At 74.3% G+C, this 23,325-nt stretch carries 19 protein-coding genes and 1 pseudogene; 9 read left to right on the top strand and 11 right to left on the bottom strand.

The genetic code is table 11. The features are described from left to right. The 4 genes and pseudogenes from AB0M52_RS10795 to dacB all read right to left on the bottom strand — a co-directional run. On the bottom strand, positions 1-322 hold a 322-nt coding region (locus tag AB0M52_RS10795), incomplete at its 3' end, for a gamma-glutamyltransferase (protein ID WP_363951754.1). A 101-nt stretch (positions 323-423) separates the two neighbouring features. After that, positions 424-1,395 (bottom strand): annotated as a pseudogene (tilS, locus tag AB0M52_RS10800) (tRNA lysidine(34) synthetase TilS); the annotation flags it as partial. A 13-nt stretch (positions 1,396-1,408) separates the two neighbouring features. Next, positions 1,409-2,476, bottom strand: coding sequence for a zinc-dependent metalloprotease (locus AB0M52_RS10805; RefSeq protein ID WP_363951756.1), 1,068 nt, complete (start codon positions 2,474-2,476; stop codon positions 1,409-1,411). 70 nt (positions 2,477-2,546) lie between these two features. Continuing rightward, a complete protein-coding gene (gene dacB / locus AB0M52_RS10810; protein WP_363951798.1) occupies positions 2,547-3,995 on the bottom strand; it encodes a D-alanyl-D-alanine carboxypeptidase/D-alanyl-D-alanine-endopeptidase in 1,449 nt (482 codons plus the stop codon). A gap of 616 nt (positions 3,996-4,611) precedes the next feature. Here dacB and AB0M52_RS10815 point away from each other — a divergent pair. Continuing rightward, positions 4,612-5,118 (top strand): inorganic diphosphatase, encoded by a 507-nt coding sequence (locus AB0M52_RS10815; protein ID WP_363951759.1) that lies wholly within the window; start codon positions 4,612-4,614, stop codon positions 5,116-5,118. 30 nt (positions 5,119-5,148) lie between these two features. Here the strand turns inward: AB0M52_RS10815 and eccD are convergent, their stop codons facing one another. Continuing rightward, on the bottom strand, positions 5,149-6,549 hold the full coding sequence (eccD, locus tag AB0M52_RS10820; protein ID WP_363951762.1) for a type VII secretion integral membrane protein EccD: 1,401 nt from the start codon (positions 6,547-6,549) through the stop codon (positions 5,149-5,151). 100 nt (positions 6,550-6,649) lie between these two features. Here eccD and eccCa point away from each other — a divergent pair, with 100 nt between their 5' ends. Both eccCa and mycP read left to right on the top strand, forming a co-directional pair. Beyond that, on the top strand, positions 6,650-10,600 hold the full coding sequence (eccCa, locus tag AB0M52_RS10825) for a type VII secretion protein EccCa (RefSeq protein ID WP_363951765.1): 3,951 nt from the start codon (positions 6,650-6,652) through the stop codon (positions 10,598-10,600). A 73-nt stretch (positions 10,601-10,673) separates the two neighbouring features. Further along, the gene (gene mycP / locus AB0M52_RS10830) at positions 10,674-11,999 is read left to right on the top strand and encodes a type VII secretion-associated serine protease mycosin (RefSeq protein ID WP_363951768.1); all 1,326 of its coding nucleotides are present in this window, start codon (positions 10,674-10,676) and stop codon (positions 11,997-11,999) included. A gap of 131 nt (positions 12,000-12,130) precedes the next feature. Here the strand turns inward: mycP and AB0M52_RS10835 are convergent, their stop codons facing one another. From AB0M52_RS10835 to AB0M52_RS10860, 6 genes are all read right to left on the bottom strand, one after another. Continuing rightward, positions 12,131-13,309: a MarP family serine protease gene (locus AB0M52_RS10835; protein WP_363951771.1), complete on the bottom strand. Its 1,179-nt coding sequence runs from the start codon at positions 13,307-13,309 to the stop codon at positions 12,131-12,133. A 63-nt stretch (positions 13,310-13,372) separates the two neighbouring features. Beyond that, on the bottom strand, positions 13,373-14,062 hold the full coding sequence (locus AB0M52_RS10840) for a CoA pyrophosphatase (RefSeq protein ID WP_363951774.1): 690 nt from the start codon (positions 14,060-14,062) through the stop codon (positions 13,373-13,375). Positions 14,063-14,138: 76 nt separating this feature from the next. After that, positions 14,139-14,762, bottom strand: coding sequence for a TlpA disulfide reductase family protein (locus AB0M52_RS10845; protein WP_363951776.1), 624 nt, complete (start codon positions 14,760-14,762; stop codon positions 14,139-14,141). After that, positions 14,759-15,538 carry an endonuclease III gene (gene nth, locus AB0M52_RS10850; RefSeq protein ID WP_363951778.1) on the bottom strand — a complete coding sequence of 260 codons (780 nt, stop codon included), beginning with the start codon at positions 15,536-15,538 and terminating at the stop codon, positions 14,759-14,761. Before nth ends, AB0M52_RS10845 begins: the two co-directional genes overlap by 4 nt. 59 nt (positions 15,539-15,597) lie before the next feature. Continuing rightward, positions 15,598-16,773, bottom strand: a complete 1,176-nt coding sequence (locus AB0M52_RS10855; protein ID WP_363951780.1) for a CapA family protein — start codon at positions 16,771-16,773, stop codon at positions 15,598-15,600. Between the two features lie 103 nt (positions 16,774-16,876). Beyond that, positions 16,877-17,536, bottom strand: a complete 660-nt coding sequence (locus tag AB0M52_RS10860; protein WP_363951783.1) for an adenosylcobinamide amidohydrolase — start codon at positions 17,534-17,536, stop codon at positions 16,877-16,879. Positions 17,537-17,754: 218 nt separating this feature from the next. Between AB0M52_RS10860 and AB0M52_RS10865 the strand changes: the two genes are divergently transcribed. The 6 genes from AB0M52_RS10865 to AB0M52_RS10890 form a co-directional block, all read left to right on the top strand. Further along, positions 17,755-18,432: a Crp/Fnr family transcriptional regulator gene (locus AB0M52_RS10865; protein WP_013736306.1), complete on the top strand. Its 678-nt coding sequence runs from the start codon at positions 17,755-17,757 to the stop codon at positions 18,430-18,432. A 191-nt stretch (positions 18,433-18,623) separates the two neighbouring features. After that, a complete protein-coding gene (locus AB0M52_RS10870) occupies positions 18,624-19,367 on the top strand; it encodes a metallophosphoesterase family protein (RefSeq protein ID WP_363951786.1) in 744 nt (247 codons plus the stop codon). 81 nt (positions 19,368-19,448) lie between these two features. Next, complete coding sequence (locus tag AB0M52_RS10875) at positions 19,449-20,111, top strand: TetR/AcrR family transcriptional regulator (RefSeq protein WP_363951789.1); 663 nt, start codon at positions 19,449-19,451, stop codon at positions 20,109-20,111. Positions 20,112-20,144: 33 nt separating this feature from the next. Beyond that, the gene (locus tag AB0M52_RS10880) at positions 20,145-20,969 is read left to right on the top strand and encodes a TIGR03084 family metal-binding protein (RefSeq protein ID WP_363951791.1); all 825 of its coding nucleotides are present in this window, start codon (positions 20,145-20,147) and stop codon (positions 20,967-20,969) included. Beyond that, positions 20,966-22,675 (top strand): acyclic terpene utilization AtuA family protein, encoded by a 1,710-nt coding sequence (locus AB0M52_RS10885; RefSeq protein WP_363951793.1) that lies wholly within the window; start codon positions 20,966-20,968, stop codon positions 22,673-22,675. Before AB0M52_RS10880 ends, AB0M52_RS10885 begins: the two co-directional genes overlap by 4 nt. Further along, on the top strand, positions 22,672-23,325 hold a 654-nt coding region (locus AB0M52_RS10890; RefSeq protein ID WP_363951796.1), incomplete at its 3' end, for an acyl-CoA dehydrogenase family protein. The genes AB0M52_RS10885 and AB0M52_RS10890, both read left to right, overlap by 4 nt.

Below are 23,325 nucleotides of genomic sequence, written 5' to 3' on the forward strand. Positions count from 1 at the left end.
GGGCCCCGCCCAGCGCGTCGGCCGGGTCGGCACCCCGCCCGCCGGTGGCGGTGAGCACCACCTCGCGGGTCAGCGCGGCCGGTGACCGGCCAGAGGCGTTCAGGCCGTGCAGCCGCTCACCGTCCCAGACGATGGCGAACAGGTCCCCGCCGATGTCGTTGGACGGCGGCTGCACCACGGTCAGGGTGACGGCGGTGGCCAGTGCCGCGTCGACGGCGTTGCCGCCGCGCCGCAGCACGGCCAGGCCGGCCGCCGCAGCCAGCGGCTGGCTCGTCGCCACCACGGCGTGCGGGGCGAAGAGCGGTTGCCGCGGGTACGTCATCCCCCGACTCCGGCACCGCCCGGTGCCGCGCCGGGCGAGAGCCCGGCAGCCGGATCGGGCGTCCCGCCGGGCGAGGGCGCGGGATCCGGCGGGTCCGGCAGCAGCCGGCCGGCGCGGCGGAGCACCCGCAGCCCACCCGGCAGGTACGCCGCCCCCTGCCCCCGCCAGGCGGTGACCAGCGTGTCGAGCGCGGCGACGTGCCGATGCGACAGCGCGGCCGGCGGCGCACCGAGTTCGTGGGCCCAGGCGCGCAGCACCCGGCCGCGTACCGCGGGTGCGAGGTCGGCCAACGCCTTGACCGCCAGCCCGCGGTCGGGATGCCGCGCCCCGATCAGCGCCTCGCCGGCCAGTTCGTCCAGTACGGCGTTGTCCGCCGCGACCAGCCGGGCGGTGCGGGCGAGGTTGTCCAGCACGCCTGGCCCGAGGGCCTGGACCAGCGCCGGCAGCACGTCGGCCCGGACCCGGGACCGGGCGTACGCGGGGTCGCTGTTGTGCGGGTCCTCCCACGGCGTCAGCCCGAGCGCCACGCACGCCGCCCGGGTCTCCGCGCGACCGATCTCCAGTAGCGGCCGGACCAGCGGCACCCCGGCCAGGTCCCGGCGCGGCGGCATCCCGGCCAGCCCGCGCGGGCCGGCGCCCCGGGCCAGCGCGAGCAGCACCGTCTCCGCCTGGTCGTCCCGAGTGTGTCCGGTGAGCAGCGCCGGAGCGCCGTGCCGCCCGGCCACCTCGGCCAGCGCCTGATAACGGGCCGTCCGGGCCGCCGCCTCGGGGCCACCCGGCCGGCCGGCGACCTCGACCCGGACCACTTCCACGGGCGCGAGCCCGGCCTGCGCCGCCCACCGCGCCACCGCCTCGGCGCGCCGCGCCGACCCGGCCTGCAACCCGTGGTCGACGGTCACCAGGCCGGCGGCGCGGCCCACCCGGGGTGCCACGAACGCGGCGGCCGCGGCCAGGGCGAGTGAGTCGGCCCCGCCGGAGCAGGCGACCAGCACCGGCCCGTCCACCGGCAGCTCGGTCAGCGCGCGGCGGACCGCGATCCGAATCGCGGCGACGGGCGGGGCGAGCGGAGCCATCGGCGCGGCGTGCTCAGCCGGCGGTCGGCACCGGGCCGACCGGCCCGTGCACCCGTGCCACCCAGGCGTCCGGTTCGCTGAGCTCGGTCAGGCGGGGCAGGGTCAGCGGCGACTCGAAGACCCGGTTGAAACCGGCCATCCCGACCCGGTCGACCACCGCGTGCACGAACTGGCGGCCCTCCGCGTACTGCCGCATCTTGACGTCGATGCCGATGAGCCGCCGGATCGTCTTCTCCACCGGGTTGCCGGCCTCGCGGCGGCGGTTGAACCCGGCCCGGATCCGCTCGACGCTCGGGATCACCTGCGGGCCGACGCCGTCCATCACGAACTCGGCGTGCCCCTCCAGCAGGGTCATCAGCGCGGTCAGCCGGTCCAGCACCGCCCGCTGCGCCGGCGTCTGCACGATGTCCAGCACGCTGGCCCGGCTCTCCGGGTTGCGGACCACGTCCGCGAGGGTGCCCACGCCCCGGCGCAGCCGGTCCAGCAGATGCTCGCCGCCCTGGGCGGCGTCCACGAACGCCTGCACCTCGCCGAGGAAGTACGCCCGCATCCACGGCACGGCGGTGAACTGCGTCCGGTGAGTCACCTCGTGCAGGCACACCCAGAGCCGGAAGTCCCGGGGGTCGGCCCCCAGCTTGCGCTCCACCTCGACGATGTTCGGCGCGACCAGCAGCAGTTGCCCCGGGTCGGCGGAGAAGACCTCGTACTGGCCGAGCACCCGACCGGACAGGTACGCCAGCACGGTGCCCGCCTGCACCCCGGTGAGCCGGGAGCCGACCGCCTCGGTCAGCGCACCGGGCTGCTTGTCCTGCGCGAGCCGGCCGACCAGCGGGGTAATCACCTCGCGCAGGCCGGCGATGTTGGTCGCCGCCCAGTCGCGCCGGTCGACCACCCGCACCGGCGGGTGCGCCACCTGCGACGTCAGCCCGGTGTAGTCGGCGACGTGCCCGGCCGCCTCGTCGGTCAACCGGCGCAGGTCGGCGACCACCTCGGTGGCCTCGGCGTACGACACCCGGGGGCCCGACTTGCCCAGCGCCCCCGCGGTCGCGGTGGCCAGATCCCAGTCCACGAACTGCGCCATGCAACCCACCGTACCCGCGCCGCGACACCCATCCCGGGCTCGCCGGCCGGGACGGCGCTCGGCCACCGGATCAGTGGCAGCCACAGGTGGCGAGGGCGGCGGCGATCCGGTCGAGCGCAGCCCGGGCCGGCTCCATCCCGTCCGGCGGCACCTGATCCGTGAGTACGGCGAAGGTGAGCAGCCGTCCCTCGGCCGTGGTGACCACCCCCGCGATGGCGTGCACCCTGGTCAGCGTGCCCGTCTTGGCACGGACCACCCCGGCGCCGGCGGCCGTGCCCGGGGCGGCCCCGTAGCGGTCGCGCAGTGTGCCGGACCAGCCGCCGACCGGCAGCCCACCGAAGATGCCGCCGAGTTCGGGCCGGTCGGGGCTGGCCGCGAGCGCCAGCGACTCGGTCAGCAGCGCCGGGCTGATCAGGTTCTTCCGGGACAGGCCACTGCCGTCGGCGAGCGTCAACCCGCCGGCCGGCAGGCCCAGCTCGGACACCACCTCGGCCATCGCCGCGGCGGCACCGGCGTACGAGCCGGGCTCGTCGTGTGCCAGGGCGACCTGGCGGGCCAGCGCCTCGGCGACGATGTTGTCGCTCTCGCTGATCATGATGTCGACCAGACGGATCAGCGGCGGCGACTGCACCACGCCCAGTTCCGCGCCGGGCTCGGTGGTCTCGGCCGGCGCCCCGGTCGCCTCGGTCGGTGCCGCCGGGGCGGTGCCCTTCTGCACGGCGCTGTCCGGTACGCCGAGCAGGCGGGCGAAGGCCCGTCCGGCGGTCAGGTCCGGCTGGGGCACCCGTTCGGCCCAGCCCTGGCCGGCCTTCGGGTCCTTGCGCGCGCCGTCGAGCATCAACGCGGTCACCGCGGCGCCGTATCCGCCGGTGGGGATGTCGTCGTCCCAGCCGGGCCCGTACACCGGCCCGGGAAAGAGCGAGGAGTCGACGATCACCCGGCTCGGCGCGGTCCCGCCGAGCGCCGTACGCACCTGGTTGGCGAGGTCCTCCAGGCTGGCGGCGCCCGGGTAGAAGCCCTTGGCGCCGGCCGCCAGGGTCGGGTCTCCGCCGCCGACGATCACGACCTCGCCCGGCTGGGCACCGGCCACCGCCCGGGTCGGGATCCGGTAGCCCGGGCCGCGGGCGGTGAGCACCGTCACCGCGGTCAGCAGCTTGGTCACCGACGCCGGCACGGTGCCCTCGCCGCCGCCACGGTCGAAGAGGGGCTGCCCGGTCAGCGCGTCGGCCACCGCCACGTTGACCCGACCACCGAGGGCGGCGTCGTCGACCAGCGGGTCGAGCACCGCTCGCATCCCCTCGGCGCTGGGCATCGGTGCGCCGACGTCGGCGGCGGCCAGCACCGCGACCGGCGCGGGCTCCGCCGGTTCGGTGGGCGCGGGCCCGGCGTTGCCGTCGCCCAGCCACCGTCCCACCGGCCCGGGGCGCACCACGACCAGCCCGACCGTGACCAGTACGAGCACCAGCACCGCGGCGAGCACCAGCGGTAGGCGCCGGTGGCCGGACGGCCGGGGAGGCACCGGGGCGGCCCCGGACGTCGGGGCGATCGCTCCGGGCGGGCCCGGCCGTTCGGGTGCCAGGGTCGCCCCCTGGCCGTTGTCCGGGCCGGTTCCCGCCGTCAGGTCCTGGGTCTGCTCGGCCAGGTTCGGCGACGCTCCCGGCGTCGGGCCGGGCGGGACGGACGCCGAACTGGTCGGCGGGGAGGCCCGGCCTACCGGACCGGCCGGGCTGGTCGGCACGGACGCCTTACCGACCGGACCAGCCGGGCTGGTCGGCACGGACGCCTTACCGACGGGACCGGATGGCGGGCTGTTCGGGGTACGGTCCGACGGCGGCGAGCCAGCCGTCGGGATCGGGGGCTGCGCCCGGAACAGCTGCGCGTCGGGCACCGGGATCCGCCCGGTCGCCGGCTTCGCCGGCGGTTGGTTGTTACCACCTCCGGCAGCCTCGTCCGGACGGTAGTGTGAATCTTCCCTCCCCACGGACCCCCTCCTCCCCCACCGGGAACCGGCCTGGGTGACACTACTTCGGTCCGAAGACTATGCGGCGGCCGGAGTCGGTGGGTGGGCATTCGCCTGTCCTGGTGAGGCCGCCGGTTCCGTCAAGCCAGCGTGGGCAGACGAGGGAGCGTGGGAAATGGATTTCGACGTCACGGTTGAGATCCCCAAGGGTCACCGCAACAAATACGAGGTGGACCACGTGACCGGCCGGATCCGGCTGGACCGCACCCTCTTCACCTCCACGCAGTATCCAGCCGACTACGGCTTCATCGAGGGCACCCTGGGCGAGGACGGCGACCCGCTGGACGCCCTGGTGCTGGTGCCCGAGCCGACCTTCCCGGGCTGCCTGATCCGGTGCCGCACCATCGGCATGTTCCGGATGACGGACGAGAAGGGCGGCGACGACAAGGTCCTCTGCGTCCCCTACGAGGACCCGCGGCAGGAGCACCTGCGCGACATCCACCACCTCGGTGAATTCGACCGGCTGGAGATCCAGCACTTCTTCGAGGTGTACAAGGACCTGGAGCCGGGCAAGTCGGTCGAGGGCGCCACCTGGGTGGGGCGTACCGAGGCCGAGGCCGAGATCCGGGCGTCGTTCCAGCGGGCCAAGGACGCCGAGGAGCACGGCGAGTCCGCACACTGACCCGCACCTCCCGACGGGCCCGGGGACCGCTCAGCCGAGCAGTCCGCGGGCCCGTTCGTACAGGCCGAGCACCGCGCAGGCGATCGGCACCACGGAGACCACCAGGACGGTGTCGGTGAGGTCGGCGACCCGACCGACGTACGGGGAGACCGGGCGGCGGGCGTACGTGGTGCCGCCGGCCACCACCAGCATGGCGACCAGCAGCCCGCCGACCGCCAGCACTAGCTGGCCCGTCGGGTCGGCGTCCCGGGCGAGCACCCCGCCGAGGACCGCGTACCCGGCCAGCCCGGCGAGCACGGGTGGCATCCGGTGCCGCACCGCCACGAAGAGCCGGGCGCGGAGCAGCAGCACCGCCGAGGTGACCGCGACCAGCAGCCGACCGGCCACGCCGCCGGTGACGCCGAGCAGAACCGCGGCGGCCACCGCGAGCACGGCGTGCCCGATCAGCATTCCGGTCAACATCTCCTCGGTACGGGCCACGGCCGCGTACACCCGGCCCCGGTCCGGCAGGTCGCGGGCCTGGTCCGGATCGTCCTGGGTGCCAGTGGGCAGGGTGATCGGTGGCAGTGGAACCTTGCCCAGCCGGATGGCCAGCAGCGGGATCGCCCCGATCGCGAAGGCCAGTACGCAGAGCAGGACGGCAGCCGTGCCGGCCGGACCCAGCAGCAGGCCGCCGAGGGCGGCCGGCCCGCCGGCGGCGCCCACCACCACACCGGCCACGAAGATCCGCAGCCGGGTGGCCACCCCGAACAGCCCGAGCACCGACACCAGCAGCAGCGCCACCGCGCCGGCCAGCAGCTCTGCCGCGCCGATCCAGCGCAGCGGGCCGAACGGCCCGACCGGGTCGCCCGAGCTGACGGCCAGTGCACCGGCCACCGCGCCGTACGGCAACGCGTAACCGCCGAGGACCGCCCCGGCCGGACCGTCGCCCTGAGCCCGCGAAAGCACGGTGCCGGCCAGCACCAACAGCACCGCCACCAGGGTCGCGGCCAGCCAGCCGGTGGCCTGGCCCGGCCCGCCGGCGAGCAGGGCGAGCAGGCCGACGGCGAGCGGCACGCCGGCGCCGGCGAGAGCGGCTGCCCGGGTGGCACCGGGTGACCAGGCACCGCCGCGCCGGCGCGCAGCGTCCGCGATGGCCTCCACCACGTCGTCGTACTCCAGCTCGGGCCACTCGGCGTGGGCGGGCACTAGGTGCAGCACCTCGCCGTCGCGGACACCCTGGGCGAGCAGTGCCTGCCCGGTCGTCAGCACGCTGCCGTCGGCCCGCCGCAGCACCCAGCCGCCGTGCCGCTCCCCGTCGTCGGCGAGCCCCTCGCCGGCGTGCCGCAGCACCTCGGGCAACAGCTCGGTGAGCGGGACCTGCTCCGGCAGGGCCACGTCCACCCGCCGCTGGGGGGCGCTGACGGTGACCCGGGCCAGCCCGGTTGTCATCGACTGATCTCCATATCGGTCGGGGTGACGGCTGCGCGGACGAGAGGACTTTACCTACCATGAGCCAGGCTCGGGTTACCGTGCGCTGTCAGGAGGTCGAGTGTCCACTGTCGTCATCCGGCGGCCGGCACGGCGCCCAGCGCCGGACATTCCGGTCGGTGAGCTGCCGGTCCAGGCGCCTCCGGAGATCCCGCCCGTTACCGGTGGACGCTGGCACCAGATGCTGATGGTGCTGCCGATGCTCGGCGGCACGGTCGCGATGGCGATGATGTTCGGCCGGGGCGGCGGCGCGTACTCGTACGTGGTCGGCGGCATGTTCGGCCTCTCCTCGCTGGCGATGCTGGCGACCTCCTGGGGCAGCGCCTCGGGCACCCCGAAGAAGTCCGAGATGACGGCGGCCCGCCGGGAGTACCTGCGGCACCTGAGCACGCTGCGGCGGCAGGTCCGACAGACCGCGACGCGGCAGCGCGCCGGCCTGTACTACCGGCACCCGGATCCGGCGCTGCTCTGGTCGACGGTGGACAGCCACCGGGTCTGGGAGCGGCGCCCAACCGATCCGGACTTCGCGGTGGTCCGGGTCGCCGTCGGGCCGCAGACCCTGGCCACCCCGTTGGTCCCGCCGGTCACCCGCCCGCTCGATGAGCTGGAGCCGATGACCGCGGGGGCGCTGCGCCGCTTTCTGGACGCGTACTCGGTGGTGCCCGACCTGCCGGTGGCCCTGTCGCTGCGCAGCTTCGCCCGGGTCTTCGTCCGGGGTACGCCGGCCGGTCCAACCGGTTCGCCGGCCGCGCAGGCGCTGGTCCGGGCGATGCTGACCCAACTCGCGGTGTTCCACGCCCCGGACGAGCTGCTCATCGCGGTCTGCGCCGGGCCGGAACGGCGAAACGTCTGGGAGTGGATCAAGTGGCTGCCGCACGCCCGGCACCCGACCCGCGGCGACGCCCTCGGCCCGGTGCGGTTGGTGACCAGCTCGGCGGTGGAGCTGGAGCGCCTGCTCGACGAGGTGCTGGCCAGCCGGTCCCGGTTCAGCGCGGCCGGGCCGGCCACCGACGGGCCGCACCTGGTCGTCGTGCTGGACGGCGGCGACCTCACCGGCGCCACCGAGCTGATCGGGGACGGCGGCATCGACGCGGTCACCCTGATCGACCTGGACACCCCGCCACCGCGCCTGCTCGACCGCTTCGCGCTGCTGCTGGAACTGCGCCGCGGCCGGCTGCACTCACACTCGGCGGACGGACCCGCCGAGGTCGGCACCGCCGACGCGCTGGCGATCGCCGAGGCCGAGGCGGTGGCGCGCCGGCTGGCCCCGCTGCGGCTGGCCGCCGCCACTCGGGGCGCGGACGCGGCACCCGGTGCCGAGCCGGGCCTGCCAGAGCTGCTCGGCCTCGGCGACCCGGAGGGTTTCACCGCCGAGCAGGGCTGGGCCCCGCGGTCGGCGCGTGAGCGGCTGCGCGCGCCCATCGGCGTCGGCGTGGACGGCGGCGCGGTCGAACTGGATCTGAAGGAGTCGGCGCAGGACGGCATGGGCCCGCACGGCCTGCTCATCGGCGCGACCGGCTCCGGCAAATCCGAGCTGCTGCGTACGCTGGTGCTCGGGTTGGCCGCCACCCACTCCTCCGAGCAGCTCAACTTCGTGCTGGTCGACTTCAAGGGTGGGGCCACCTTCGCCTCGTTCGACCGGCTCCCGCACACCGCCGCCGTGATCACCAACCTGGCCGACGCGCTGCCCCTCGTCGACCGCATGGTCGACGCGATCAACGGTGAGCTGGTCCGCCGGCAGGAGTTGCTGCGCCGGGCCGGTAACTTCGCCAGCCTGCGCGACTACGAGCGGGCCCGGTCAGCGGGCAGCCCGCTGGCCCCGCTGCCGTCGCTGCTGCTGATCTGCGACGAGTTCTCCGAACTGCTGTCGGCCAAGCCCGACTTCATCGACCTGTTCGTCCAGATCGGCCGGCTGGGCCGGTCGCTCGGCGTGCACCTGCTGCTGGCCAGCCAACGGCTGGAGGAGGGGCGGCTGCGGGGGCTCGACACCCACCTGTCGTACCGGATCGGGCTGCGGACCTTCTCCACGCTGGAGTCCCGGACGGTGCTCGGGGTGCCGGACGCGCACGAGCTGCCCCGCTCGCCGGGCCACGGTTACCTGCGCTTCGGCACCGAGCCACTGCTGCGCTTCAAGGCCGCGTACGTCTCGGGGCCGGTCCGCCGGCGCGGCCCGGCGGCCGGTGCGGCCACTCCCGGCCGTCCCCGCCTGCTCGCCTTCTCCACCCACTTCACGCCCGCCCCGCAACCGCCCGCCCCACCCGTCGCCGAGCAGGACGAGGACGACGGCCGGGAAACCCTGCTGGACCTGCTGGTCGGCCGGCTCACCGGACAGGGACCGCCGGCGCACCAGGTGTGGCTGCCGCCGCTGGACGGTGCGCCCGCCCTGGACGAGCTGGTCGGTCCGCTCACGGTGGACCCGGTCCGGGGGCTCACCTTCGGCAACCCGGAACTGCACGGGGCGCTACAGGTACCGGTGGCGGTGGTCGACCGGCCGTACGAGCAGCGTCGTGACCTGTTCTGGCTGGCGCTGGACGGCGCGGCCGGCCACGTCGCGGTCGTCGGCGGTACGCAGAGCGGCAAGTCCACCGCGCTGCGTACGCTGATCTGCGCGTTGGCGCTCACCCACACCCCGGCCGAGGCGCAGGTCTACTGCCTCGACTTCGGCGGCGGCGGGCTGGCCGCGGTGCGGGACCTGCCACACGTCGGCGGAGTCACCGGGCGGGCCGACCCCACGGGCGTACGGCGCACCGTGGGCGAGATGGCCACCCTGCTGGCCGACCGGGAACGTACCTTCGCCGAACTCGGGCTGGAGTCGATGGCCGCCTGGCGGCAGCGGCGCGCTGCCCAGGTCACCGCCGGTGAGCCCGGGACCGACCCGTTCGGCGACGTCTTCCTCGTCATCGACGGGTGGGCGACCCTGCGCGGCGAATACGACGACCTGGAACCGCTGATCACCGACCTCGCCACCCGGGGCCTGTCGTACGGCGTGCACGTGGTGGCGACCGCGGTGCGCTGGTTGGACTTCCGGCCGGCCATCCGGGACCTCTTCGGCTCCCGGCTGGAGCTGCGTCTCGGTGACCCGTCGGACTCGCTGGTCGCCCGGCGCGCGGCGGCCGACGTGCCGGAGCAGACACCGGGACGTGGCATCACCTCGGAGAGCCTGCATTTCCTCGTCGCGCTGCCGCAGCTCGCCGGCTCGGACACCGCCGGTCTGGTCAAGCAGGCGACCGCGGCCTGGTCCGGACCGGCCGCGCCCCGGGTGCGACTGCTCCCGGCGGTGCTGCCGTACGCCGATCTCGACCTCGACGCCACCACCGGGCTGCGGATCCCGGTCGGGGTCGCCGAGGCGGACCTGCGCCCGGTCGTCCTCGACTTCACCACCGAGCCGCACTTCGTCGTCTACGGCGACGCCGAGTGCGGCAAGTCGTCTTTCCTGCGTGCCCTGGCCACCTCGATCATCAGCCGGTTCACCCCGGAGCAGGCCCGGTTGATCCTGGTGGACTACCGGCGCAGCCTGCTCGGCGCCATCGAGACACCCCACCTGATCGGGTACGGCACCGCCGCCGCGCACACCGCCGACCTGGTCGAGTCGGCCGCCGGCTACATGCAGGGCCGGATCCCGGGCCCGGAGGTCGGCCCGGCGCAGCTGCGCGACCGGTCGTGGTGGTCCGGTCCGGAACTGTTCGTGCTGGTCGACGACTACGACCTGGTCGCCAGTGGGCCGTCGAACCCGCTGCGGGCGCTGGAAGAGCACCTGCCGCACGCCCGCGACGTCGGGCTGCACCTGGTGCTGGTCCGACGCTCCGGCGGTGCCGGCCGCGCCCAGTACGAGCCCGTCGTGCAGCGGCTCCGCGAACTGTCCACCTCGGGCCTGGTGATGTCCGGCAGCCCGGAGGAGGGCGCGTTGGTCGGTCCGGTCCGGCCCGGGCCGCTGCCGCCCGGGCGCGGCCGGCTGTTCACCCGACGCGAGGGCGTACGCCTGGTCCAGTTGGCCCACCTGCCACCACAGTGACGCCGAGTCCACGGAACGTCCCTAGAAGCGGGACGGAACCGGTAATCTCCGATCGTCATGTGTCCTGCGACGAATGGCTGAGAATGTGACCAGGGTGCGGCACGGCGGTCCGCCAGGGCCCCGAGGGTTGGCGCACCGGGCGCTGCTCGCGGCGGCCGCTGCCGTGCTGTCGGCTGCCGTCGCGGTCGTTCCCGCTGCCGCCGTGCCGGTCTCCCCAGCCGCCCTCGGCGTCCCCGTGGCGTACGCGCCCGGGGACGTGACGGACCGCGCCGACCAGGTCCGCGACGAGCAGTGGCAACTCGACAAACTGGGCGCGAAGGCCGCGTGGCGTACCTCGACCGGGCGTGGCGTGGTGGTCGCCGTCATCGACTCCGGGGTGGACGGTTCCCACCCGGACCTGGTGGGTCAGGTGCTGCCCGGGCTCGACCTGGTCAGCCCCGGTGGGGCGGCCGAGCCGGATCCGGTCGGCCACGGCACGACGGTGGCCGGCCTGATCGCGGGGCGTAACGACGACCGTCAGGGCGTGGTGGGGCTCGCCCCGGACGCCCGGATCCTGCCCGTGCGGGTTCTCGACGAGGAGAACCGCTACGACGACGCGCTGATCGTGGCCCAGGGTGTGCGGTGGGCGGTCGACAACGGCGCCCAGGTGATCAACCTGTCCCTCGGCGGCAGCGGCGACAGCGCCGCCCTGGCGGCGGCCATCGACTACGCCTTCGCCCGCGACGTGGTGGTGATCGCCTGCACCGGTAACCTCGCCACCTCGCCCGACGCCAAGGTGTGGTACCCGGCCCGGGAGCCGGGCGTGATCGCGGTCTCCGGTCTGGAACGCAACAGCGACAACCTGTGGAGCGGCGCGATCACCGGCCGCGCCACCATCCTCACCGCTCCCGCCAGCGGTCTCGTCGGTGCTCGCCCGCCCAGCGGGTACTGGCGGGTGCAGGGCACCAGCTTCGCGGCGCCCCTGGTCGCCGCCACCGCGGCCCTGATCCGGGCCCGCTATCCGCAGTTGTCCGCAGGCGACGTGGTGAACCGGCTGCTGGCCACCGCCAAGGACATCGGCCCCACCGGCCGGGACGACCGGTTCGGCTACGGCCTGGTCGACCCGGTCGCGGCGCTGACCGCGGACGTGCCGCTAGTGCACGACAACCCGCTGGACGACAACGACTCGCCGGGCGTGACCGGGTTCGGCCCGGCACCCGGCTCGGCGCAGGTGAACGACCCCGACGCCGAACAGCTCGGCCTGACCGGACAACAGCAGGAGACCCGGTGGCGGGCACGGGCTGCCGGGGTTCAGGACGACACCGCGACGGAGCGGCTCTGGGTCGGCTCGGCGATCCTCGTCGCCCTGCTCACCGGGGCGGCGCTGATGGTGCGTCGGTTCCGGCAGTCGCACCGCTGACCGGCCTCGTCGCCCCGCCGCCGTGGCCCCCGGTCCGCTTGCTCAACTCCCCGATCTGCACCGGCCGGCCGCTGCGTCCGGGCCACCCACCGCACCGGCTGACCCGCCCGCTCCCTGAGTGACGCTGACGGTCAGGTGCACTCACCGGTGCCGACGCCGCGGGTCCGCTCGGCACCGGCCAGCGCCACCGGGCGGGCCTCGGCTGCCGTCACCGCGAAGCCGGTGTTCGGGTCGTCGGCCGCCGCCGCGAAGATCACCCCGAGCACCAGGCCGTTGGCGGAGACCAGCGGCCCGCCGGAGTTGCCGCTGCGCACCAACGCCCGGATCGTGTAGATCTCCCGGGTGACGTTCCCCGAGGAGTAGATGTCCGGCCCGGTGATCCGGTCGACGTCGCGGACCCGCGCCGACTGGGCGTTGTACGGCCCGTCCAGCGGGAAGCCGAGCACGATGGCGTCCGCGCCGGTCGCCGCGTTGCCGGCGGCGAACCGCATCGACGGGCCGGGCAGCCCGGGTACGTACAGCACGGCCAGGTCCCGGTCCGGGTCGTAGACGACGACCTCTCCCTCGTACCGGTCGCCGCGCATCTCCACCGCGACCGTGCGGGTGCCGGCGACCACGTGCGCGTTGGTCATCACCCGGTCGTCGGCGTACACAAAGCCGGAGCCCTCGATCCGCCGGGAACAGCTCGGGGCCGAGCCGAGCACCTTGACCACCGAGCGCTGGCCGTTGGTCACCACCTCGGAGCCGGCGAGCGCCGGGTCGGGCGGCTCGACCTGCCGGGCCTGGGTACGCCGGAGACCGTCGAAGACGTCCGGGAAGCCGTTGGTGTCGACGGTGTCCCGCAGCGCGGTGGACAACTGCTGGGCCTGATGGGGCAGCACCCGGTCGACCACGTTGAGCAACGCGCTGCTGCGTACGGAGGCGGCGAGCCAGGGCAGCGAGGAGGAGCCGAGCGGCACTGCGACCAGCCAGGCGACCAGGAGCACCGCGAAGAGCGAGACGAAAGCGCCGCCGACGTCGTCGACCCGCCGACCCACGTCACTGGCGATGGTGCGCCGCAGGTGGGAACCGAGCCAGCCGGCGAGTGCCTGGCCGACCACGGCCAGGCCGAAGATGGCGACCAGGGAGATCAGCACCCGGGTGCCGCTGTCGACGAACTGCTGGGCGAACATCGGCCCGACCTGGAGACCGATCAGGGCACCGAGGAAGAACCCGGAGAACGACAGCACCCCGATCACGAACCCCTGTCGGTATCCGCTGATCGCGAACACCAGCATGAGCAACAGCAGGACGAGATCCACGGCCGACACCGCTCAAGAGTACGGGCCACAGGCTCGCGGGAGGACGATCGCTTGCGGAAGGTGACCGTTTGATCAGCGCACAGCGCTCTCGTCGACCTCGTCGGTGCCGGCCGACGGTGCGGGCGACGCCCCGGTCGGCGGAAGATCGATCACGCGGTCGCGGGGCCACGGCCGGCTCCAGCCGCCCATCTCCAGCAGCGCGGCCAGCACCCCGGCGGTGAAGCCCCAGACGAGCATCCCGCGGACGGAGAACGCGGGCCCGATCCAGCCGCTCGAATGGCGTACCCGCACCCGGTTGGCCGGGTCGACCAGTTCGGCGATCGGCAGCCGGGCGACGTGCGCCACCTCGGCCGGCTCCCGGGGGTGCACCGGGTGCGGCGCGTGCCACCAGGCGAGCACCGGGGTCACCACGAAGTCGCTGACCGGAATCCACAGCCGCGGCAGCTGCGCCAGGACGGTGACGCTGACCGGGTCGAGACCGACCTCCTCGTTCGCCTCGCGCAGCGCGGTCGCGGCGGCGTCGGCGTCCTCCGGGTCGGCGGCCCCACCGGGGAACGCCGGCTGGCCGGCATGGTTGCGCAGGGTTGCCGCCCGCTGGAGGACCAGCACGTCCGGCCCGGTGCCCGCGTCCTCACCGAGCAGCACCAGCACGGCACTCTCCCGGCCGCCGCTCTCCGGCGTGAGCAGTTGGGTGAAGTCTTCGGTACGCGCGGTGCCGAGCCGGTCCAGCAGCGGCTCGATCCAGCCCGGCGGTCGGCTCACGCCGTCACCTCGCTTCGCTCGGCACCGGCCTGAGCCCGCCCAGCACTGCGCTGATGGTTCGCTCGCTGGTGCTCGCTCACACCGGCACCGAGAGGCCGAGGTGCTGCTGGACGAGTTCGGCGAGCCGGGCGTCGTCGAGCGCGCCGGAGGTGTCGATGTGCCGGATCCGGCCGTCGGCGTCCACGAAGATGGTCAGCGGGAAGGCCTTGCGGCGCAGTGCCCGCTGCAACGCCTCGCCCTGGTCCACCAGCATCGGGAACCGTACGCCGAAATCCTCGCCGATGGACTGGGCAGCGCCACGGCTGTCCTGGCTGTTCACCCCGATCACCCGCAGCTGCCCCTCGGCGCGCTCGCTGAGCCGCTGGAAGGCGGGCAGCTCCTTGCGGCAGGGCGGGCACCAGGAGGCCCAGATGTTGACCACGGCCGGCCCGCGTACCTCCCGCAGGGCGACCGGGGCGCCGCCGGTGAAGCAGGTGAGGGTCAGCTCGGGCAGCAGATCGCTGCCGGCGGCTCCCTCCACCGCGCTGCCGCCGCCGGAGCCGTCCGGGGCGGCGGTGAGGGCGGCGCAGTCCTGGAACGGCGACGGCCGGCCGGCCACCGCGTTCTGCTGGTTGGGCGTGGGCGCCTCGGTCTCGGCGGTGCATGCCGTGGTGACCAGCAGCAGCAGCGGTACGGACAGCAGCGCGAGCCGACGGATCACGGCACCTCCGCCCGGACCGCCTGCGCCGGCACCAGCTCCGGGTCTACCCCGGCGGCTGCCGCGAGGTCGCGGGCCCGAGGGCCCTTGAGCAGCTTGGCCGCCACGGCCGGCTCGGTCGGCCCGGTGCCGTACGACGGGCAGAGCTTGGTCAGCGTGCACGCCCCGCAGGCGGGCTTGCGGGCGTGGCAGACCCGACGGCCGTGGAAGATGATCCGGTGCGAGAGCATGGTCCAGTCCCGCTTGGGGAACATCGCCCCGATCTCGTGCTCGATCTTGACCGGGTCGGTCTCGGTGGTCAGCCGCCAGCGCTGCACCAGCCGCTGGAAGTGCGTGTCGACGGTGATCCCGGGCACGTCGAAGGCGTTGCCGAGGATGACGTTGGCGGTCTTGCGACCGATCCCGGGCAGCGCCACCAGGTCAGCCAACCGGCCGGGGACCTGGCCGCCGTAGCGCTCGACGAGGGCCTGGCCCAGCTGGATCAGTGAGTTGGTCTTGTTGCGGTAGAAACCGGTGGGCCGGATCAACTCCTCCATCTCGCCCCGGTCCGCCCCGGCGTAGTCGGCGGCGGTCGGGTAGCGGGCGAAGAGTTTCGGAGTGACCTCGTTGACCTTCTTGTCCGTGCACTGGGCCGAGAGGATGGTGGCGACGGCCAGTTCCAGCGGGTTGGTGTGGTCGAGTTCACAGTGCGCGTCGGGATGCGTCTCGGCCAGCGCGCGGCCGATCCGGCGCGCGCGACGGGTCCGCCCGAGGTCGGTCTCGGTGGCACTTCTGGTCACGACGGCCAGCCTACGTCGCCGGGCCGACTCTTCCGCCCGCCCACGCGTCCGGACCGGGATCAGTCCCGGTCCGGCGGGCTGATCTTCCCAGCGTCGGTGAACTGGGCGCCACTGTCCGGGAAGTCGAGCTTGGTGAGGTCCCGGAGCAACCCGAGACCGCGGTCGTCGGGATCCATCGTCGGCTTGCGGTTTCCGTCCATGTACGTGGAGGTGAAGGAGCCGCCGCCCCAGCTGCCGTCCGGCTTGAGCGACACCTTCAGCACCCCGCCCCAGCCGAGGCGGCCGGTGTTGCTCAGCGAGTTGCCGCCACCGGCGAAGTTGCCCAGGCTGTACGCGATCAGCCGACCCTTGTAGAACTCCATGCCGCGCAGCACGTGCGGACCGTGGCCGACGACCAGGTCGGCACCGGAGTCGATCATCGCCCGGGAGAACTTGATCGGGTCGCCCCGGTTCTCGCCGAGGAACATCTCGGTGCCCGGCCGTACCCGCGTCATCTCCGACCCCTCGGCCCCCATGTGCACCTGCACCACGACGATGTCGGCCTGGCCGGCAGCCTTCTCGATCACCTTCTTCGCGGCCGGAATGTCGACCAGGCTGTTCGACCAGCGGTACGACGAGAAGCCGGCGACCGCCACCTTGACGCCCTTGACGTCGACCACGGTGATCTGGTCGGGCGCGCCGGTGTGCGCGAGGCCGTGCTCCTCCAGCGCCTTCTGGGTGTTCTCGTACCCCTTCGGCCCGAAGTCGTAGCCATGGTTGTTGGCCTGGTTGAGCAGGTCGAAGCCGGCGTCGGCGAGATGCGCGGCGTACTCGGGCGGGGCCCGGAACTGGAAGCAGCGGGTGGAGTTGGCCCCGCACTTGCCGGTGCCGGTGTCCACGGTCAGCGGCTCTTCCAGGTTGCCCATCACCAGATCGGCGGCGAGCGCCTTCTTGACCGAGTTGAAGAAGCCCTTGCCGCCGTTGGGCGGCATCCGGTTGGGCGCCATGGCCATGACGATGTCGCCGGTGGCGGAGAGGGAGATCGTCTTGACCTCTGGGGCCTTCGACTCGACCGGTGCGCCGGTGCCACCGCCACCCGTGCCGGGTTGCCAGATCGGCCGGTCGCCGGGGTCGGCGCAGCCGGCGAGGAGGAGGGCGACGAGCAGCGCACCGAGCGCGGCCACGGTACGGCGGCGCGGCCGGGCCACGGCGTGGCGATGCCGCGGGGCCACGGTGTGGCGATGCCGCAGGGCCATGGTGTGGCGGTGCGGCCGGGACGCAAGGGGGGCGGCAGCATACATCGTGGGCGACCCTACCGGGCAGGTAGCGCTGCCACGACGGCCGATCGGGTGGGGAGTTTCAGCCCGGGAGCCGATCCGACCATGGCACGGTGTCGGTCCCGACCGCCAGCACGGCGGCGTGCACCGCCCGGGCCAGCGGCGCGCCCCAGGTGGAGCGCGGGCCGCCGTAGGCACCGGCCGGTCCGTCCGGCGGGCAGAGGACGGTCACGGCATCGGTCGGGGTGCCGGTGCCGGGCAGCCCCAGCTCCGCGATGGCCTGGGACTTCGCCTCGGTGGCCGTGGCCACCGCGTTGACCAGCGCCGCGTCGCCGAGCCGGGCCGGGACGTAGGCCACGATGTTGACGGTGCCGACCCGCTGCGCCGGTGCCGCCACGGCGGGCGCCGCCGCAGGAATCGGGATGCCCAGGCCGACGGTGGCCCAGACCTGCACGCCGGTGTCGGTCCGCGTCACCACCTCGCCGACGTCGACCCCGGTCAGCAGGCCCACCCCGGGCCCGTCGAGGCCGAGCCGGCGGGCCAGCTCGGCCAGGTGGTCGGCGGGGTCGTCCCGGTCGTACGACATCGGCACGGTCGCGTTCAGCACCCACCGCCGTACGCCGATCCCCCCGCCCAGCGGCGCGGTGCTGACCGCCCGCAGGGGGCGCCCCGCACGCCACACGAGCAGCGGAATGTCCCGCCCGTCCTCGTGGCGGCCGGTCAGCAGCGGCTCACTCAGCACGCCGTGACCCTACGGCCGGCGTCCGGGCCGCCGGCATCCACCCGGGCGGTCGCGGGATCTTACTGGGTGACCACGACGGGCGCGTTACGTCGACCGATCAAGATTCCAGGGGTGCACCTCTGATTCCTGCTCACGTGCGCCTAGACTGGTCGGCGCGCGAGGGATCAGCGGACGGCGGACCCGGCCGAGCAGACGGCACGCGCAACCGGAGGTGCGCGATGGACGAGGTACTGGCCCGCAGCGGGATCTTCCAGGGAGTAGACCCGGAGGCTGCCGAGGCGCTCGCCAAGGAGATGGAGACGATCGAGGTCCGCAAGGGCGAGGTCGTCTTCAACGAGGGCGAGCCCGGCGACAGTCTCTACATCCTGCTGTCCGGCAAGATCAAAGTTGGGCGCCGGGCGGCGGATGGCCGGCAGAACCTGATCGCGGTGATGGGCCCGTCGGACATGGTCGGCGAGCTGTCGCTGTTCGACCCGGGCCCGCGTACGGCCACGGCCACCGCGGTCACCGACAGCCGCCTGGCCCGACTGCGCAAGCAGGCCCTGCGACCGTGGCTGAACAACCGGCCCGAGATCGCCGAGCAGCTGCTGCGGGTGCTGGCCCGCCGGCTGCGCCGGACCAATGACGCGCTGGCCGACCTGATCTTCACCGACGTGCCCGGCCGGGTCGCCAAGAACCTGCTCCAGATGGCCGGCCGCTTCGGCACCCGCGACGGCGGCGTACTGCGGGTCACGCACGACCTCACCCAGGAAGAGATCGCCCAGCTCGTCGGCGCCTCCCGGGAGACGGTCAACAAGGCCCTCGCGGACTTCGCCTCGCGCGGCTGGCTCCGCCTGGACGGCAAGAGCATCATCATCCTCGACCCGGAGCGTCTGGCCCGCCGCGCGCGGGTCTGACACCCGCCCCGCCGGTCCCACCCGGCCCTCGGCTGCGCCACACCGCCCGGCCCGCCACGCGCGGACCGGGCGGTGTCGTCTCCGGGTCGACGGCGACCCCGTCCCCATTCGGAGCAGCCCGTGCTCCGGCTTCGGTCTGCCTGGCGCAGAATCACTGGACGGGAGCACCGGCGACTGGGAACGCTGGGCCGATGCCCGAACGCGTCGCCGTCCTCTCCGACATCCACGGCGTACTGCCGGCGCTGGAAGCCGTCCTGGCCGAGCCGGAAGTGACCGCAGCCGACCTGATCGTGCTCACCGGCGACCTCGCGGCCGGACCGCAGCCGGTCGAGGTACTGGACCTGCTCGCCTCCCTGGGCGACCGGGCCCGTTGGGTCCGGGGCAACGCCGACCGGGAACTGGTCGAGGCACGGGCCGGCCGCCCGTCCCCGATCGACGTGTCGAACTGGGCAGCCGGGCGGCTACGGGAGGACCAGGTCGCGCGGCTGGCCGCACTGCCGCTGGCCGTCCAGCTGCCCGTGACCGGTCTCGGCGAGGTGTTGTTCTGCCATGCGACACCCCGCGACGATGAGGAGGTCGTGCTGGTCGACTCCAGGCTCGACCGCTGGGCCGAGGTCTTCGCCGGCCTGCCGCCCGAGGTCGGCACGGTGGTCTGCGGGCACACCCACATGCCCTTCACCCGGCTGGTCGACCGCCGGCTGGTGGTCAACCCGGGCAGCGTCGGCATGCCCTACGGCGGCGCGGGTGCCTGGTGGGCGCTGCTCGGCCCCGGCGTCCAGCTTCGCCGGACGGCGTACGACGTCGACGCGGCCTGCGCCCGGGTGTCCGCCGCGTCCGGCTTCCCGGACGCCGCCGCCTGGGCCGACGAGTACCTGCGTTCCCGTAACAGCGATGTGGACGCCCTGGTCGCCTTCGGCCCGCGCGACGGGCGCTGACCCCTCGCCACCTGCCCCACGTACCCGCACGGAATAAAAGTCAGTCTTGACTGTTTGTTTCCCGGCCGGCACGCTGAGCCGGTGCCCACCACATCGACCCGTGTCCCTCAACAGGAGCGCAGCCGTGCCACCCAGGCCCGACTGCTGGAGGCGACCGTCGACTGCCTGGTCGAGCACGGCTGGTCCGGCACCACCACCACCGTCGTGGCGGCCCGGGCCGGCGTCTCCCGGGGTGCCCAGCTGCACCACTACCCGACCCGGACCGCCCTGGTCACCGCGGCCGTGGTCCACCTCACCGAGCGCCGGGCGGCCGAGCTGCGCGCCGAGGCCGACGCGCTGCCGGCCGGCTCCCGTCGGCTGGACCGGGTGGTCGACCTGCTCGCCGCCGCCTTCACCGGCCCGCTCTTCGTCGCGGCCCTGGAACTGTGGGTGGCCGCCCGCACCGACGCCGAACTGCGCGCCGCCCTGCTGCCCCTCGAAGCCCGGGTCGGCCGGGAGATGCACCGGCTGACCGTCGAGCTGCTCGGCGTGGACGAGCGCCGGCCGGGCGTACGCGAGGCGGTGCAGGCCACCCTCGACCTGCTTCGCGGGCTCGGCGTGGCCAACCTGCTCAGTGACGATTCGGCCCGCCGGGCCGCCCTGCTACACGCCTGGAAACGCCAGCTGGCCACCCTGCTCACCCCGGCGGACGCCCCGCCGGGAAGCGCCCCAGCCGACCGATCGCCGGGGAGCGAGCGGCGCTGACCCCCTGACCGGTTCACCCCACCCGGAGGCACCATGGTCGACCTGGCCGCACTGCTCACGGATCTGGCCGCCGAGTCCGAGCAGCTCGACGCGCTCGTCGCGGGGCTGCCACCGCAGGAGTGGGACCACCCGACACCGGCACCGGGCTGGACGATCGCCCACCAGATCGCCCACCTCGCCTGGACCGATCATGTGGCCCAGCTCGCCGCGACCGACGCCGAGGCGTTCTACGCCACCGTCACCTCCACGCCGGACCCGTCCCGGCTGGTCGACGCCGGCGCGGAGTCGTTCCTCGCCCCGCCCGCCGCGTTGCTGGCCCGGTGGCGGGCCGGCCGGTCGGCGCTCGGAGCGGCCCTCGCCGCCGCCCCGGCGGGAGAGAAGCTGCCCTGGTACGGCACCCGGATGTCGCCCGCCTCGATGGCCACCGCGCGGATCATGGAGACCTGGGCGCACGGCGAGGACATCGCCGACGCACTCGGCGTCTCCCGGCCCGCGACCGGCCGGCTGCGGCACGTCGCGTACCTGGGCTTCCGTACCCTCGGGCACAGCTTCGCCGCCCACGGCCGGGCGGTGCCGACGACGCCGGTCCGGGTCGAGCTGGTGGCACCGGCCGGTGCCGGCGAGACCTGGGCCTTCGGCCCGGCGGACGCGGCCGACCGGGTGACCGGTCCGGCGCTCGACTTCTGCCGGCTGGTGACCCAGCGCCGGCACCGCGCCGATCTGGCCCTGGTCGCCACCGGGCCGGTCGCCGACGAGTGGCTGGACGTGGCACAGGCGTTCGCCGGCCCACCCGGCACCGGCCGCACCCCAGGGTCCGTCGCAGGCAGCGGTGACGACAGCGCCAGGACGCTGGCATGAGCGAGGTGCTGCGGGTCGGGAACGCCTCCGGCTTCTACGGCGACCGGTTCTCCGCGTGGCGGGAGATGCTCGACGGCGGCGAGCTGGACGTGCTGACCGGGGACTACCTGGCCGAGCTCACGATGCTGATCCTCGGCCGGGACCGGATGCGCGATCCCGGTCTGGGCTACGCGAAGACCTTCCTCCGGCAACTGGAGGGTTGCCTGGGCACCGCGCTCGACCGCGGGGTCGCGCTGGTCACCAATGCCGGCGGGCTCAACCCGGCCGGGCTGGCCGCCGCGATCCGCGCACTCGCCGACCGGCTCGGCCTCTCCGTCCGGATCGGGTACGTCGAAGGCGACGCGCTGGCCCGACCGGACGCGCTGACCGCGAACGCGTACCTCGGTGCGTTCGGCATCGCCGCCTGCCTCGACGCCGGGGCGGACGTGGTGGTCACCGGCCGGGTGACCGACGCCTCCCTGGTCGTCGGGCCGGCGATCGCCCGCTTCGGCTGGGGACGCGAGGACCTGGACGCGCTGGCCGGCGCCACCGTGGCCGGTCACCTGATCGAGTGCGGGGCGCAGGTCACCGGCGGCAACTTCAGCTTCTTCACCGAGCTGCCCGACGGCGGGCACCGGCCGGGCTTCCCCATCGCCGAGGTCCACCCGGACGGCTCGTCGGTGCTCACCAAGCACGCCGGCACCGGCGGCGCGGTCACCGTCGAGACGGTCACCGCCCAACTGCTGTACGAGGTGGGCGGGCCGGCGTACCTCGGGCCGGATGTGGTGACCCGGCTGGACACGGTGGTGCTGGGCCAGGACGGGCCGGACCGGGTACGCGTCTCCGGCGTCCGGGGTACGCCCCCGCCGGACGCGTTCAAGGTCGGCGTCAACAACCTGGGCGGCTTCCGCAACTCGATGACGTTCGTGCTCTGCGGGCTGGACATTCCGGCCAAGGCGGCGCTGGTCCGAGCTCAACTGGAGGAGGCGGTCGGCAAGGAGGGGCTGGAGTTCACGCTGGCCCGTACCGACCATCCGGACGCCGCCGACACCGAGGCGGCGAGCGGGCTGCTGCACGTACACCTGCGCGACGGTGACAAGGCGCGGGCCGGGCGGGCGTTCTCGGCGGCCGCGGTGGAGCTGGCGCTGGCCTCCTACCCCGGCTGCACGCTGACCACGCTGCCCGGCGACGCCACCCCGTACGGCGTGTTCACCGCCGACGCGGTGCCGCAGGAAGCGGTCGCGCACGTCGCCGTGCTACCGGACGGCACCCGGGTGCCGATCGCCCCGCCGACGGTGACGGGTTTGGCAGGGCCCCCTGTACAACACCCGGCGTCTACAGGAGGCCCTTCCTTACAGCCGACCCGGCGGGCGCCGTTGGGTGAGCTGGTCGGGGCGCGCTCCGGGGACAAGGGCGGCGACGCGAACCTCGGTGTCTGGGCGCGTACGGACGCCACCTGGGCCTGGCTGCGCGGCTGGCTCACTGTGGAGCGGCTGGCCGAGCTGCTGCCGGAGACCGCCCCGCTGACCGTCCAGCGGCACGAGCTGCCCAACCTGCGGGCGGTCAACTTCGTGATCGAAGGGCTGCTCGGAGCGGGGGTGGCCGCCTCCACCCGGTTCGACCCGCAGGCCAAGGCGCTCGGCGAGCTGCTTCGCGCCCAGATGGTCGACCTGCCGGCGCACCTGGCCGCCGGACCGGCATCCGCCGTCGGGGAGGTGCGGCCTTGACCATCGTGGACACCCCCGAGCGGCGGCAGCTACGCGAGCTGACCCGGGCCTTCGTGTCCAGGGAGGTGCTGCCGCACCTGGCCGACTGGGAGCGGGCCGGCGAGGTGCCGCGCGAACTGCACGCCACCGCCGCGAAGTTCGGTCTGCTCGGCATCGGCTTCCCCGAGTCGGTCGGGGGCAGCGGCGGCGATCTGCTCGACTCGATCATCGTCACCGAGGAGATCATCCGATCCGGCGGGTCGTCCGGGCTGGTCGCCGCCCTCTTCACGCACGGCATCGCGCTGCCGCACATGGTCGCCGCCGCCGGTGGCCGGCTGGGTGGCACGCTCGGCGGGCGGCTCGGCGGCCCGGAGAGCACCGACGACGACCTGATCGACCGGTACGTCCGGCCGACACTGGCCGGCTCGATGATCGGCGCACTGGCGATCACCGAGCCGGACACCGGCTCCGATGTGGCGAGCATCCGCACCCACGCCCGCCGCGACGGAGACCACTACGTGGTCAACGGGGCGAAGACGTACATCACCAGCGGCGTCCGGGCGGACTTCGTGACCACGGCGGTCCGCACCGGCCAGCCGGGCGACGGGGCGCTGAGCCTGCTGGTGATCGACAAGGGCACGCCCGGGTTCACCGTCGGGCGGCGGCTGGAG

The sequence above is a fragment of the Micromonospora sp. NPDC051296 genome, assembly GCF_040682255.1.
Lineage (GTDB): Bacteria > Actinomycetota > Actinomycetes > Mycobacteriales > Micromonosporaceae > Micromonospora > Micromonospora craterilacus.

Bases quoted from the DNA above. Each gene is read 5' to 3' on its own strand.
- AB0M52_RS10885 (WP_363951793.1), top strand. From the start codon at position 20,966: ATGAGCGAGGTGCTGCGGGTCGGGAACGCCTCCGGCTTCTACGGCGAC.
- AB0M52_RS10805 (WP_363951756.1), bottom strand. From the start codon at position 2,476: ATGGCGCAGTTCGTGGACTGGGATCTGGCCACCGCGACCGCGGGGGCG.
- eccD (WP_363951762.1), bottom strand. From the start codon at position 6,549: ATGACAACCGGGCTGGCCCGGGTCACCGTCAGCGCCCCCCAGCGGCGG.
- mycP (WP_363951768.1), top strand. From the start codon at position 10,674: ATGGCTGAGAATGTGACCAGGGTGCGGCACGGCGGTCCGCCAGGGCCC.
- AB0M52_RS10870 (WP_363951786.1), top strand. From the start codon at position 18,624: ATGCCCGAACGCGTCGCCGTCCTCTCCGACATCCACGGCGTACTGCCG.
- AB0M52_RS10855 (WP_363951780.1), bottom strand. From the start codon at position 16,773: ATGGCCCTGCGGCATCGCCACACCGTGGCCCCGCGGCATCGCCACGCC.
- AB0M52_RS10815 (WP_363951759.1), top strand. From the start codon at position 4,612: ATGGATTTCGACGTCACGGTTGAGATCCCCAAGGGTCACCGCAACAAA.
- AB0M52_RS10880 (WP_363951791.1), top strand. From the start codon at position 20,145: ATGGTCGACCTGGCCGCACTGCTCACGGATCTGGCCGCCGAGTCCGAG.
- AB0M52_RS10865 (WP_013736306.1), top strand. From the start codon at position 17,755: ATGGACGAGGTACTGGCCCGCAGCGGGATCTTCCAGGGAGTAGACCCG.